This window comes from Streptomyces sp. RKAG293, assembly GCF_023701745.1.
Taxonomy (GTDB): domain Bacteria; phylum Actinomycetota; class Actinomycetes; order Streptomycetales; family Streptomycetaceae; genus Actinacidiphila.
On the sequence record NZ_JAJOZB010000001.1, the window covers coordinates 495884 to 509320 of the forward strand.

Consider the following 13437-nt stretch of genomic DNA (forward strand, 5'->3'; position numbering starts at 1 on the left):
GGTCCGCGGAGGGCCTCTCCAGGGGGCGGGCCCGGAGAGGCCCTCGGTCCTCCCCGGTGACCGAAGTCGAACCAGTTGACGTTGACGTAGTCGGCCGGCTGGGCGCTCGCTCAGTCGACGGGCCCTGCCTGCCGCGGTATCCCCGCGGGTATGCCGTACGAGATGAACAGGTCGATGACGGTCGTGGCCCGCTCCCGGGCGGCATCGGCGTCGAGGGTGTCGCTGTCGGGGTTGAAGCGCCAGACACCGGGAGCAGGGACGCTGACGGCCCCGGTTGCCGCGATCGTGGTCAACGCGGTGAGCACCATGCCGTCCGTCAGGTTCGTGCGCCGAGCGACCCATTCCCGGTCGGGTACGGGGAACTCCCCCTCCACCAGACCCGACGGCCGCGGCCCGCTCATGATCCACTCGCAGATGGCCTCATGGACCCGGTCCACGTTCGCCAGAACGATGCCAAAGAGCTGTTCACGTTCACGGCCGATTCCGAACGGACTCACGCCGGTCCCCCCTCCGGGTCCGCGGACGCGGGCCTCCACTGGTTACTGTGCGGTGGCCCACCCCTCGGGTTGCAGCCGGCGCTACTTCAACCCGAGACGGTCGCCGACCGGCGCCGGGAACATCGGCACGCTGCCGCGATCGGTGGCGTCGGTCTCACGATGAGCCGGCTTGCGACCGGGGTCGGGACAGGACTCCGTCGACCCGATGTGAGCCCGTCACGCCATGGGGCGTTGCGCGGTGACCGTGAAGTAGTCGAGGGTCCCTTCCTCGAAGGCCCGCAGGAAGTTGCGGGGCCAGGTGCCCGGCTCCCAGGTTCGCGCCAGCCAGCGGTCCCAGCCGGGCCACACCGACGCCCCGATCGAGGTGACGCGCACCTCGGCCAGGCCCGCCCGTTCCAGACTGCCGACCAGCGTCGGGATGCTGTGCGCAACGTCCAGGCCGTTGGCGAACGTGTCGAGCAGCTCGGCCAGCCGGCCGGCACGGGCGGGATCGGCGTCGGGGACGAAGAAACTGGCGACGACGGCGCGGCCACCGGGCCGCAGCACGCGTGCGGTCTCCTGGGCGAACGCCCCCAGGTCGCGGAAGTGCTGGGCGGCTTCGACACTGTACAGACAGTCGAACTCGCCATCGCCGAACGGCATCTCCTCGGCAGCGCCGCGCACGAAACGCAACTGCTCGGGTTCGCGGGCCAGCAGCTCGGCGTTGACCCGCCCGGCGCGCTCGAGCTGCTGTGGATGGATGTCCATGCCGGTGACATGCGCGACGTCGTACTCCGCGAGCGCCACCGCGGCACCGACTCCCAGCCCACAGCCGACCTCCAGGGCCCGTTCTCCCTTGCTGGGGGCCAGGGTACTGAGCACGTGGCGGTACAGGGCCCGCTGACTGCTGATGCGGTCCTGTTCCGTCAGCGGCCGCTCCAGGTCGATGCCCTGCCAGGAGCCGAAATTGATGAAGCCTCCGCCGAACAGGGACAGCGAACCGAGATCCGCCGGACCGTACGTCTCCTGGACCGCCGGCGGGATCGGGGGCTGCGTCGCCCCGGAACGCTGCGTCATCTGCGCCACCTCCATGCTGAAGAGCGCTCCGCCGCTCGGCGGACCGCACCCTCAGGTATCGGCGCATTCCGGCGCCGGCACAACCCCCGTGGCGGGTGATGTTGCCACCACCACGCCGATCGGCAACGCAGCGGGCCGCCTCCTGACGCGCCGGGCGTGGTGAGTTCCCGCGGAGCCGCGGGGAATGCGTCACCGCTGTGGGGTCACCGCTGTGGGGTCACCGCGGCCGGTGAGTTGGCGTCGTGGATGAGGAGGCGGGGGGTGCCGCTGCCGTCGGCGGGGGCGGCCCAGACGTCCCAGCCGCCTCCGTGGCGGGGCAGCCCGTACATCACGGTGTGGTCGTCGAGCCAGGCGGCCTGGTCGTCGACGCTGTGCTCTTCCGCCAGCGGGGTCTCCTTCATGGTCGCCAGGTCCAGGACGTAGAGCTGCCACGGCCTGTTGGCGCTGGCGTTGACCCGCTTCTTGAACACGATGCGGGTGTTGTCGGGTGACAGGGACGGGCATTCGACGTTGGTCCGCAGGGTGTGGGCGGTCCACTTCCGGAGGTCGCCCTGGACCAGGTAGGTGCGGCCCGAGGTGCGGACCGTGGCGTAGAAGGTGTTGTCGTCGGAAGCGAAGCCGACGCCCCAGTAGTTCAGGTCCGCGGCGTGGTACGGCTTTCCGTCGAGGGTCAGCGGGATCTCCTCGATGCTGTTGACCAGGTGGCCGGTCCTGGTGTCGAGGATCGAGGTCCGGGTCGAGAAGTCGTCCCGCAGGTAGGAGTCGCCCTGGACGAAGGTCGTCCAGGAGAGCATGGCCCCGCTGGCCGAGACCCGGGCGCGGTTGGGGAAGCCCTCGGTCTTGACCTGCCGTACCTGGTGCAGGTCGCGGTCGAGCACCGTGACGTGGGTGGAGGGGACCGGGCCCTTGCGCTGCATGCAGATTCCGGTGCCGTGGGCTGCGTAGAGCCGGTCGCACAGCACCGTGCCGGTGGTCCGTGCCGCGTCGGGGCGGTCGAAGGGCACCGAGGCGATCCGGCCGAACGAGGTGCCCGGCGCGGTGTCGCGGAAGAGGATCTGCCCGGCCGTGTCCAGCCGTACGACCCCGCTCGCACCGCCGGCACCGCTGTCGGCACGCGACCGCAGCACGTACCCGGTGACGGTGGTTGCCGCGACCAGGGCCGTCACCAGCAGGATCAGAAGCCGGTTCCTGGCGCTCATGCCGGGCTCTCCTCACGCAGGGGAAGGGTCACCAGCGCCGCCGCGATCGCGACGGCCAGGACGGTGAGGGCCACCGCGAGGGCGGTGTGCAGGCCCCACGCCGACCATGCGGCACCGAACAGCAGCGAGGACGCCAGCGTGGCCAGCGACTGGCCGGTCTGGATCAGCGACATGCCGGCGGCCCGCAGGTGTTCGGGCACCATCGGACCGATGGCCGCCATCAGCACCCCGTCGGTGGCCGCGTAGAACAGCCCGTGCAGCACGAGCGTGGTGATCACCAGCAAGGGGCCGCCCACCGGGCCGAACAGCGCCAGGTAGGCGAGAAGCAGTGCCCCGTAGCCGGCGACGAACACCCGCAAGCGCCCCAGGCGGTCGGCGAGTTGTCCGAGGGGCATCGCCATCAGCAGGTACACGCCGGTGGTGCCCAGGGGCAGCAGGGGGAAGTACTCCGCGGAGATGTCCAGGCGCTGCTGGATGAGGAGGTAGACGAACGAGTCGCTGAGCGTCACCGCGCCGAGCAGCAGCACGCCGATGCCCACCCGGCGGAATCCGGGCCGGAGCAGCAGGCCGAGCACGTCGCGTACGGTCGCCCGCTCGTGCTGTTCCAGCGGCTGCCGACGGTCGCGGACGAACAGTGCCAGGATCACCAGCGCGAACGCGGCGATGCAGAAGCTGGCCACGAAGACCGTGTCGTACCGGCCGGGCGTGGCCAGCAGCAGTGCGAAGGCCGCCAGCGGCCCGAGGAAGGCGCCGGTGGTGTCCAGTGCCCGGTGCGCGCCGAAGGAGCGGCCCAGTGTCTCCGGAGTGCTGCTCAGCGAGATCAGCGCGTCGCGGGGGCCGGTGCGCAGGCCCTTGCCCGTACGGTCGGCGGCGATCACCGCGCCGAGGCCGGGTACGGAGGAGCCGGCCGCGAGCAGGCCCAGCTTGCACAGCGCCGACAGCGCGTAGCCGCTGCCCGCCACCAGCTTGCGGCGCTGCCAGCGGTCCGCGGCGTGGCCTCCGGCGACGCGGACCAGGGCGGTCACCCCGAAGTACATGCCGTTGAGCGCACCGAACTGCAGGGGGCTGAGGCCGAGGGTGAAGATGACGTACATCGGCAGCACCGCGGTGATCATCTCGGAGGAGATGTCGGTGACCAGGCTGACCGATCCGAGCGCGAGCACGTTGGAGTCCACGCCGGCCCATGCCCGGCGCCGGCCGGAGGTGACAGGAGCGGCAGGGACAACGGGTGCGGCAGTCACCTCGGAGGATGGAGGGCCGGCGGCCCGGCTCGTCGAGATGTACATGACTGTCCTCTCGTGCGGGAGCCTTCACGGGGCGGGGGGCCGCCGGCCGGAGCGCTCCGGCCGGCGGGCCCGTGAGCAGGAGGTGGATCAGTCGTTGATCGTGTACGGGTCGCCGTACACCTTCCACTGCAGCGGCGGATTCAGGCTGAGGTTGCCGTTGTTGAGGAAGACGCGCTGTTCGGTGTCGACACGGCTGGTGTCGCTGTGCGCCTCCTCGGTCTTCATCGCCGCCGCGCGGGCGTCGAGGAAGGCATTGAGGTACGTTGTCTCGTTTCCGCCCTGGGCGGGGGTCTTGGCCTTCTTCATGGCGGTCTTGCGGATGCCGCCGAAGCTGGTCGGGTCGTCGCCCGGGCCGTGCATCACGATGGCGTCGTAGTAGGCGAACTGGCCGAGTGCGTGCAGGCCGTCGGACATGGCCAGGCTGACGGCCGGGTTGAAGTACACCCGGTCGCGTTCGTCGTTCTGCGCCCGCTGGAACACGGTGTCCTTGGCGGCGGTGTGCCAGGCGGCCTCGAAGTTCGGGTCCAGTCCGGTGTGCGAGGCACTGCCGTTGACCTTCTCCAGCGCGGGGAGGTACGCGGCCAGGGCGTTGCCGGGCTTGAGGTCGGTGTAGTGCCGGACGAGGTCGAGCATGTCCCCGGTGCCGGAGCAGAAGCCGACGATCCCGGCGGTGTAGCCGCGGCCGTCACCGATGTCCTCGATGTAGGTGTACTGCGACTTCCAGTCCAGTGAGGAGTTCTCCGCGCTGGAGACGAGCTCCATCGCGATCTCCTTCTTGTGCGGGTCCGTCAGGTCGGCGCTCGACCCACTGGGCGGTGTGGTCGGGGCAGTCGTGGGCGGGGTGGTGGGAGGAGTCGTGGGCGGTGTCGTCGGGGGCGTGGTGGCGGACCCGGCGCCGTACACCTCGAACTCGTACAGCGAGTAGCCGTAGGCCGTGCCGCGCTGGCTGGCGGACATCCGCACGTAGCGCCCGTGACCGCTGACGGTCAGGTCGTCGGTGCCACCGTTGCCGGTGGTCGTGGAGTAGGCCGTCGTCCAGGTGCTGCCGTCCGTCGAGGTCTGGATCTTGTACGACTTCCCGTACGCCGATTCCCAGTTCAACTTGACGCGGCTGAGCGCGGTGTCGGCGCCGAGGTCCACCGATATCCACTGCGCGTCGGAGCCCTCCTTGCTGGCCCATCGCGTGGTGGCGCTGCCGTCCACGGCCTTGGCGCCGGAGTACGACGTGCTCTCGGTGGACGAGGTGGTGGTCGGCTTCCCCTTGGCCAGATTCACCGACCCGGAAGGCGGCGTCGTGGGCGGTGTGGTGGGGGGCGTCGTGGGCGGGGTGGTGGGCGGGGTGCCGGTCACGTCCCAGATGTCGGTGATCGGCTTCGCCGTGGCCGCGCTGCCCAGCGCGGGCAGCCCGTACATGTCCTCCAGCGTGCGAAGGATCGAGTAGTGGTTGTACTTGGTGCTGGAGGTGGCGCCCTTCTTGACGTTCGCGCCGACGACCATGGTGGCGATCTTGTTGTCGGAGTCGTCGCCGTCGTCCTCGTCCCAGGTCAGGATGAGTGCGCTGTTGTGCGTCTTGGCCCACTGGACGTAGCCGTCGAAGTTCTTCTTCAGCCAGGCGTCACCCTGCTTGACGGTGCCGTCGTGCATGTCGTTGTCGAGGTTCGGCGTCACGAACGAGACGTCGGGGAGCTTGCTGTAGTCCGTGGGGAAGCGGCTGTAGCGCAGGTTCGAGGCCGCCGGGACGTTGGTGAAGTCGACCCAGCCGTTGTGCTTGCGGGCGTAGCCGCTGCTTCCGTCGTCGCCGCAGTCCTTCGACCCGTCGGCCGGCAGGTCCTCGGAGTAGCCGACGAAGGTGCGGCTGTGCGTCAGGAGCTGGTTGCCGAGGTTGTCCGTGGTGTAGTCGTGCGGACAGTCGTCGTCGTTGACGCCGTGCGTGGAGCCGGAGAAGAGCGCGATGTAGTTGCCCTGGCTGGGGTGTGTCGTGCCGTGCATGTTGGACAACGACGCGCCCTGAGCGGCAAGGGAGTTGATGTACGGGGCGTTGGCGCTGCCGACGACGTCCTCGTAGAACTTGTTCTCCTCCGTCACGACCACGACGTGGTCGAACTGGGGGATCCCGTTGGCGGTCACAGCGGCCGGGGACGCCGCCGTGCCCTTCGTGCCGGCGGAGGACGCCATGGCCGTCGCGGTCAGACCGAGCAGGCCCACTGCCACACTCATGCCGGCGGCGATGAGGGCGCGCCGGGACCGCTCGCCGCGTCGCGCGTGTGCCCCGTGCCCCCGGGTGGGGGCTCGGCGCGCCGGGAGCGCAGGGGAGGGTAGGGAGGCGTCATGCTGATCTCCTTGAACAGGCGGGAAATGCTGTCGGTGCGATGGACCTGAGCAGCGCCTGAGCGACATCCGGCAGGGCGGCGAGCCAGCACGCGCGGGGTGGTGAACGCGTGCGGGACATGCGGCACTACGGCAACAGGCATGGCGGACTACGACCGCGACGGCCGGGTCAGCTGCATCCACACGGATGCAGGTGAGCGCGTCAGGTTCGGAACGTCCGCGCCGAGCCGCTGACCGGATTCTTACGCGGCTCGACGATGCCCTGTCAAGCGGTCCGCTTGGACTTGGCGCAGCCTCTTGACGAGGTGTCGGCAGCGCTGATAGTTCTTCCGGATAGGAAAGTTAACTAACAGATGTCTCCCAAGGGGAATCACGGGACACGGCAAGGTCAGGGCACGCGGCGACCGTGACCCTGACTGCGCAAACCCCCCGAGCGCCCCATTCCGGCATGAACAACCGCGGCGGTGAGGTGTCCCGGAGCCCGCAGCACGGGCCCTACCCGGGACGCTCCGTTTCCGCCGTGTCACGGTGTTCGCCCTGTCGCCGCGTTCATCGTGTTCACCGCGTTCACCGAACCAGACATTCACCGAAGCAGATCCGGCGGCCGGGGACAGGAAGCAAGCCCGTTCCGTAAGTCACCCGCGCCGTTCGCAGCCCGCTCAGCCCCTGGACGCCGGCATGCCCGAAGCTTCGCCGGGAGCGCGAGCGCGCTTCCCCCTGCCCGACTCCCGAAATGAGGACCGGCCACCTTGCGTACACACTGGCGCAGACAAGTCCGCAACTCCGCCGCCGCCCTGACCGTCCTCGGGCTCGCCCTCGGCCTGTCCGGCGCGCCGGCCTCGGCGCAAGCCCCGTCCACGGTGCGGATCAACGAGGTCGAGTCGAGCGACGGCAGCCCCGGCGACTGGATCGAACTCGTCAACACCGGCACCGCCGCGGTCGACGTGTCCAAGTGGATCGTCAAGGACAACGACAACTCCCACTCCTACAAGATCCCCTCCGGCACATCGCTGGCCCCGCACGCGTTCCTGGCGCTGAACGTCGAGTCGTCGTTCGGCCTGGGCAGCTCGGACTCCGCGCGGCTGTTCACGGCGGACGGCTCCACCCTGGTGGACTCCTACACCTGGACCTCCCACGCCACCACCACCTACGGGCGGTGCGCGGACGGCATCGGCGCGTTCACCACCACGACCGCCCCGACCAAGGGCACGGCGAACGCCTGCGGCGGGGGCGGGCAGCCTTCCGACACCGCCTGGCCGGGCGGCTCGGCGGTCACCGTCGCCGACGCCTCGAACGTCTTCGGGGAGAACCTCAGCGGCCTGTCCTTCGAAAGCCCCCGTGTGCTGTGGGCGGTGGACAACGGTCCGGGCAAGCTCTACCGGCTGGTGCCCAACGGAACGACGTGGCGCCCCGACACGGCCGGCGGCTGGTCCTCGGGCAAGGCCCTGCGCTACGCGGGCGGCAGCGGTGACCCCGACGCCGAGGGCGTGGTCGTCACCCCCGACGGCCTGTTCGTCGCCACCGAACGCGACGGCAGCCACGATTCCACCAGCCTGCCGAAGATCCTGCGCTTCAACGCCTCCTCCACCGCGTCCTCGCTGAACGCGACCGCCGAGTGGAACCTCGCCTCCGACCTGCCCTCCCTGCCGGCCAACTCCGGGCCCGAAGGCATCTCGTGGATCCCGGACACCTTCCTGACCGCGCACGGCTTCCGCGACGAACACACCGGCGCCACCTACAACCCGGCCGCCTACCCCGGCCACGGCAGCGGCCTGTTCTTCGCCGGCGTCGAGGCCAACGGCACCGTCTACGCGTACGCCCTGAACCTGTCCGGCGGCGGCTACACCCGTATCGCCACCATCGCCAGCGGCTTCCCGAGCGTGATGGACCTGGAGTTCGAGCCCGCTACCGGGCACCTGTGGGCAGTCTGCGACGACACCTGCCAGGGCCACTCCTCGACCCTCGACATCAACGCCCAGGGCCAGTTCGCCGTCACCCACACCTACAACCGCCCCACCGGGATGGGCAACTACAACAACGAGGGCTTCGCCATCGCTCCCCAGACGACCTGCACCGGCGGCCACAAGCCGGTCCTCTGGTCCGACGACAGCAACGACGGCGGCCACGCACTGCGCGCCGGCACCCTGAACTGCACTCCCTGACGCCGACTGGACGTGACGGGGCAGCCGTCACCCCGTAGTGACGGCGGAGTACCGACGAAGGCCGTGGTCCACGAGGACCACGGCCTTCGTGCCGTTCCCCCGGGGTGTCGGACGTGGTGAAGCCGTGGACCGTGCCGGGATGGATCTCGGAGCTGTGTCGGCGCGAGTGACCGTATATCGCTAGTGGAACTAACGCAATGGGTAGGATGGGCGCCATGACCAGAGCCGAAGCTGCCGACCTGCCCGATGACGGCGTGCCCCAGACGCCCGACAGGCTGCGTCAACGGGCGAGCCGACTGTTGTCGCAGCTGTCCACGCGCTCGGACCGGCTGATCACCGAAGGGCTGGCCCAGGCCGACGCCCGCAAGTGGCACTACGCCGCGCTCGCCTCACTGCAGGAATACGGGCCGGCCAGTCAAGCGGCGCTGAGCCGGCGCACCGGCGTCTACAGCAGCGACATGGTCGGCGTGCTCAACGAACTCGTCGAGCGGGACCTCGTCGAACGTGGCCCTGATCCCGACGACCGGCGCCGCAACATCATCACGATCTCCGCCCAGGGCCGCCGTCACCTGCGCCGCCTCGACAAGGTTCTGGACGCCCTCCACGACGAACTGCTCGCGCCGCTGAGTCAGGCCGAACGCGACCAGTTCGTGGAGCTGCTCACCCGCTTGCTGGACCACCACACCCGGACCTCCTGACCCCGCGAAGCGACGTCCGGCAGCAACGCCCCGGCCACCTGTCCGGCGCGCAGCGCCCGGACGAAGGGCGCATGCGGTCGTCACCTCCGCGACGACATTTGTACAAGACCGGTGGTCGGCAGCCCCCGCATCATGCTGTGCATGCATGAGGACGACGTTGAGTACACCGCGCACGGAATGCACGTGGTCCACGACGGCCCCCGGCAGGCGCCACCGATGGTGCTCATCCACGGATCAGGTGCCTCGGGCACCTCGTGGAGTCCGTTGGTCCCGGCACTGGCCGGTCACCATCACGTCATCCGGGTCGACCTCCCCGGGTGCGGCCAGTCACCGCCCGCGGCGTCCTACGACGTGCCCGTGCAGGCGGGCCGGGTGGCGGCGCTGCTCGACGATGCCGGGCTCCGTGGTGTCAGCGTGGTCGGGCACTCCAGCGGCGGCTACGTCGCCACCGCGCTCGCGGAGCAGCGCCCCGACCTGGTGGGGTCGCTCGCGCTGATCAGCACCGGCCCGAGCATCGATGCGTTCCTTCCGCAGCCGGTCATCCTGCGGGTCATGCTGGCCCCGCCCTTCGGCCCGTTCCTGTGGCCGCGGCGTTCGGACGCGATGATCCGCAAAGGGCTCGGCGCGACGCTCGCTCGCCCGGTCGACATCCCGGACGACGTGGTCGCCGACCTACGCGACCTCACCTACCGGGCGTTCCGGACGGTGCTGCGCCGGAACCTCGCGTACCTCACCGAACGGAACGTACCCGAGCGTCTGGCCGCCCTTGATGTCCCCGTGCTGGTGGTCTTCGGCAGCGCCGATCCCCGCTGGGACCCGTCGTCGGCGCACCGGTACGACGCGGTACCGAACGCGCGGCTCGAGATGTTGCCGGGCATCGGCCACATACCCCTGTGGGAGGCGCCCGAGATCACCGGCCAACTGCTGCTGGGCTTCGCAGCAATGGGTGCTGACGCCTCATCCGTGATCCCCTCGAAGGACTAGGCTGGTTGCGTGTTACCGACCGAGGCCCCATTCGACTGGGCGAGCGTGGACATCGCGGTCCCCCGCCCGTCGGACCGCCTGCCGGGCATCAGCATGGCCGGGTTCCGCCAACGTGTCCCCGGCTTCGTGGACATCGCCATGGTCGCGCACCCGTCCGTCACCCTGCTCGTCGACCTCAGCGATGGAGAAGGCCTCGTCTACGGCTCCCATGGCCGACAGGGGCGCGGCAGTGTCATCGTCGGGCTCCTCCCCGGAGATCTTCGGGCATCCGGCCGGGTGGGCGCGTGCCTCCAGATCCGGCTGGACCCGGTCGCGGCGGCCGCGGTGCTCGGCTCGTCGATCGAGTTCTGCGGGACGGTGGAGTCCCTCAGGGATGTCTGGGGCTACGACGCCGAGCAGGCCGAGGACCGACTGCGCGCCGCCGTGTCGTGGGACGACCGCTTCGCGATCGCCGCGGAGATCCTCGGCCGACGGATGACGGACCGCCGCCCAACGGTCGATGCGGAGGTCGCCCACAGCTGGCGGCGGACGCTCACCAGCCGGGGGCGAATGCGGGTCGACGGCCTGGCGGAGGAGACCGGCTGGAGTCGCAAGCGCCTGTCGGACCGCTTCCGGTCCCAGCTCGGCATCACACCCAAGCGCGCCGCCCGGCTGGTGCGGTTCGACCACGCCGCCCACCTCCTCGCGGCGGGCCTCGCCCCCGCCGGCGTCGCCACCGACAGCGGCTACGTCGACCAGTCCCACCTCAGCCATGAAGTCAAGGCGTTCACCGGGCTCACGCCCTCAGCCGTGGCCGCCGCGCCGTGGCTCGCCATCGACGACGTCGCGTGGCCCGCTTCATGGCCGGCCCGGACCCCTGCACCCCTGTGACCGGCCCCTGTGACCCCGTGACGGGCTGCGCACCGTCCGTCCGCGCCTCGCCGCACCGTCACTGTTCCGTCCGATCTCCCCAGGCGGCTGTCGCCCCACCGCTGTTCATCGCAGGGTGAGCGGGGTCTCGGATGCGACGCGGGACAACTTCTCGGGGTTGCGGACGTAGTAGAGGCCGGTGATGTGGGCGTCCTCGATGCGGACCGCCATGATGCCGTCGAGCTCCCCGTCCAGGTGCACGAGGAGTGCCGGGTTGCCGTTGATCATGGTGGGAGCGAAGGTGATCGGGCTCTTGTTCTTGCCGAGACCACCGGCCATGAAGCGGCCCACCTTCTCCGCGCCGATGATCGGTCGCAGTGCGGCCCGCTTGACGCCGCCGCCATCGCTCACCAGGACGACCTCCGGGGCGAGTACGTCGAGGAGCTCCTGCAGATTCCCCGTTTCGAGCACGCGCTGGAACGACTCCAGGGCTGCCCGGGTCTCGCTCCGGGAGACCATCTGGCGGGGGCGGCGGGCATCGACGTGCTGGCGGGCGCGGTGGGCGATCTGGCGGACGGCCGCAGGGCTCTTGTCGACGGCGGCCGCGATCTCGTCATAGGTGACGTCGAAGGCCTCGCGCAGCACGAAGACGGCGCGCTCGGTCGGTGACAGCGTCTCGAGGACGAGCATCATCGCCATCGACACACTCTCGGCGAGCTCGACATCCTCGGCCACGTCCGGGGCGGTGAGCAGCGGCTCGGGCAGCCACTGGCCGACATAGGCCTCTTTCCTGCGACTCATCGCGCGCAGCCGGTTGAGCGCCTGCCGGGTCGTGATCCGGACCAGGTAGGCGCGCTGGTCGCGCACCTCCTCCAGGTCGACCTTGACCCATCGCAGCCAGGTCTCCTGGAGGACGTCCTCGGCGTCGGCCGCCGACCCGAGCATCTCGTAGGCGACGGTGAAGAGCAGGTTGCGGTGGGCGACGAACGTTTTGGTCGCCGGGTCAGTGGCCTGGTCGCTCATGTCTCGACCCCTCTCCTTCGCGGCCGGCCGCCCGGGTTACCGACGGCCTTCAAGCGTGCATCCACAGCAAGATTCTCATCCGTCGGCAACCGTTCGATCCGACGGGTGCCGGACTAGGGCCTGTCCGCGGTGGCCGGTGCCTCGTCGCGCCGGGCCCGCAGCAACTGCTGGCGCTTGGCGCCTCCGGAGACGCGGTGCAGGCTGTACGAGCCGGGCTTGCCCGCCTCGTCGGCCAGATGCTTGACGATCCCCTTGCACACGAACTCCTTGAGCCGCGCACCGGAGCGACCGTCGATGTGGAACCACAGCGCGACGTCGTACCGGTGGGCGAACTGGAAGATGCCGGCGCGGCGGCCCAGGCTGATGCACTGGCCGGCGAACGCCTGGTTGAGGGGCGAGGGCTGCTCCCCCGCGATCCGGCTGAGCACCGTGTCGGCGGCCCGCGCGCCCAGCGGCATCGCGGCCTGGCAGCTCATCCGCAGCGGCAGGTCCGACGGTGCCGCGGAGTCCCCGGCCGCGACGACGCGCTCGTCGTCCACGCTGGTCAACGTCTCGTCCGTGAGCAGCCGGCCCAGGGCGTCGGTGCTCAGTCCGCTGCGGGCGGCCAGGTCCGGCACACCGAAGCCGGCGGTCCAGACGGTCACCGCGCTCGGCAGGGTGCGGCCGTCGCCGAGCTCGATGGCATCGCGCGCCACCCTCGTGACCTTCGTGCCGGGGCCGTCGAGCACGGTCACCCCGAGCTTCGCCAGCCGCCTGGCGACCGAACGCCGGCCCCGGGGGTGCAGATACGGGCCGAGCACCCCACCGCAGACCAGGGTCACGGTGTGGCCGGCCTCCGCCAGCTCGGCGGCGGTCTCGATGCCGGTGGGACCGGCTCCGACCACCGTCACCGCGGCCGTCGCGGGCGCGGCGTCGAGGACCGGCCGCAGCCGCTGCGCCTCCTCCAGACTGGCGATCGGGTAGGCGAACTCGGCCGCTCCAGGCACGCGAGGGTCGGCGCTGCCGCTGCCCACCGCGTAGATCAGATAGTCGTAGCCGACCGTGCCGCCCGATGCCAACGTCACGCCGCGTTCGGCCGCGTCGATCCCGCTCACGGTGTCGACCACCAACTCGATCCCCGCACGCAGGACGTCTCCGTACTCGGCGACAGCGTCGTCGGACCCGCCCACCAGTTGGTGCAGGCGGATCCGCTCGACGAAGGTCGAGCGGGGGTTGATCAGCGTCACGGTCACGTCGTCGCGCTGCGTCAGGCGGTTGGCCGCCATGACACCGGCGTATCCGCCGCCGATCACGACCACATTGCTCTTCCCAGTCACGGTGTCTCCCATCGTTTCCAGCGATTCGGGCACAAGACA

Annotated in this window: 11 protein-coding genes and 1 pseudogene; 4 read left to right on the forward strand and 8 right to left on the reverse strand. The window is 70.3% G+C overall.

Annotated features, from left to right (window positions below; genetic code table 11):
- Nucleotides 1-110: 110 nt before the first annotated feature.
- From LNW72_RS02135 to LNW72_RS02160, 6 genes and pseudogenes are all read right to left on the reverse strand, one after another.
- Nucleotides 111-497, reverse strand: coding sequence for a hypothetical protein (locus LNW72_RS02135; RefSeq protein ID WP_250973727.1), 387 nt, complete (start codon nt 495-497; stop codon nt 111-113).
- Nucleotides 498-713: 216 nt separating this feature from the next.
- Nucleotides 714-1553, reverse strand: a complete 840-nt coding sequence (locus tag LNW72_RS02140; RefSeq protein ID WP_250973728.1) for a methyltransferase domain-containing protein — start codon at nt 1551-1553, stop codon at nt 714-716.
- Nucleotides 1554-1756: 203 nt separating this feature from the next.
- Nucleotides 1757-2752, reverse strand: a complete 996-nt coding sequence (locus LNW72_RS02145) for a hypothetical protein (protein ID WP_250973729.1) — start codon at nt 2750-2752, stop codon at nt 1757-1759.
- A complete protein-coding gene (locus LNW72_RS02150) occupies nt 2749-4038 on the reverse strand; it encodes an MFS transporter (protein ID WP_285369205.1) in 1290 nt (429 codons plus the stop codon). Before LNW72_RS02150 ends, LNW72_RS02145 begins: the two co-directional genes overlap by 4 nt.
- 87 nt (nt 4039-4125) lie before the next feature.
- A complete protein-coding gene (locus LNW72_RS42010; protein ID WP_374117392.1) occupies nt 4126-5451 on the reverse strand; it encodes a chitosanase in 1326 nt (441 codons plus the stop codon).
- Nucleotides 5449-6435, reverse strand: a pseudogene (locus LNW72_RS02160) (alkaline phosphatase family protein); the annotation flags it as partial. The gene LNW72_RS42010 and the pseudogene LNW72_RS02160, both read right to left, overlap by 3 nt.
- 680 nt (nt 6436-7115) lie before the next feature.
- Between LNW72_RS02160 and LNW72_RS02165 the strand changes: the two are divergent.
- The 4 genes from LNW72_RS02165 to LNW72_RS02180 all read left to right on the forward strand — a co-directional run bounded on the left by LNW72_RS02165 (nt 7116) and on the right by LNW72_RS02180 (nt 11080).
- Entirely contained in the window at nt 7116-8528 is a 1413-nt protein-coding gene (locus LNW72_RS02165) for a lamin tail domain-containing protein (protein WP_250973730.1), read from the forward strand.
- A 215-nt stretch (nt 8529-8743) separates the two neighbouring features.
- On the forward strand, nt 8744-9226 hold the full coding sequence (locus tag LNW72_RS02170) for a MarR family transcriptional regulator (RefSeq protein ID WP_250973731.1): 483 nt from the start codon (nt 8744-8746) through the stop codon (nt 9224-9226).
- A 141-nt stretch (nt 9227-9367) separates the two neighbouring features.
- A complete protein-coding gene (locus tag LNW72_RS02175) occupies nt 9368-10210 on the forward strand; it encodes an alpha/beta fold hydrolase (protein WP_250973732.1) in 843 nt (280 codons plus the stop codon).
- Between the two features lie 93 nt (nt 10211-10303).
- Nucleotides 10304-11080 carry a helix-turn-helix domain-containing protein gene (locus LNW72_RS02180; protein WP_250979988.1) on the forward strand — a complete coding sequence of 259 codons (777 nt, stop codon included), beginning with the start codon at nt 10304-10306 and terminating at the stop codon, nt 11078-11080.
- A gap of 105 nt (nt 11081-11185) precedes the next feature.
- On the opposite strand, the gene LNW72_RS02185 is transcribed toward LNW72_RS02180, so the two are convergent.
- Nucleotides 11186-12082, reverse strand: coding sequence for an RNA polymerase sigma-70 factor (locus LNW72_RS02185; protein WP_250973733.1), 897 nt, complete (start codon nt 12080-12082; stop codon nt 11186-11188).
- A gap of 113 nt (nt 12083-12195) precedes the next feature.
- Nucleotides 12196-13398 (reverse strand): FAD-dependent oxidoreductase, encoded by a 1203-nt coding sequence (locus LNW72_RS02190; RefSeq protein WP_250973734.1) that lies wholly within the window; start codon nt 13396-13398, stop codon nt 12196-12198.
- Between the last annotated feature and the right edge of the window lie 39 nt (nt 13399-13437).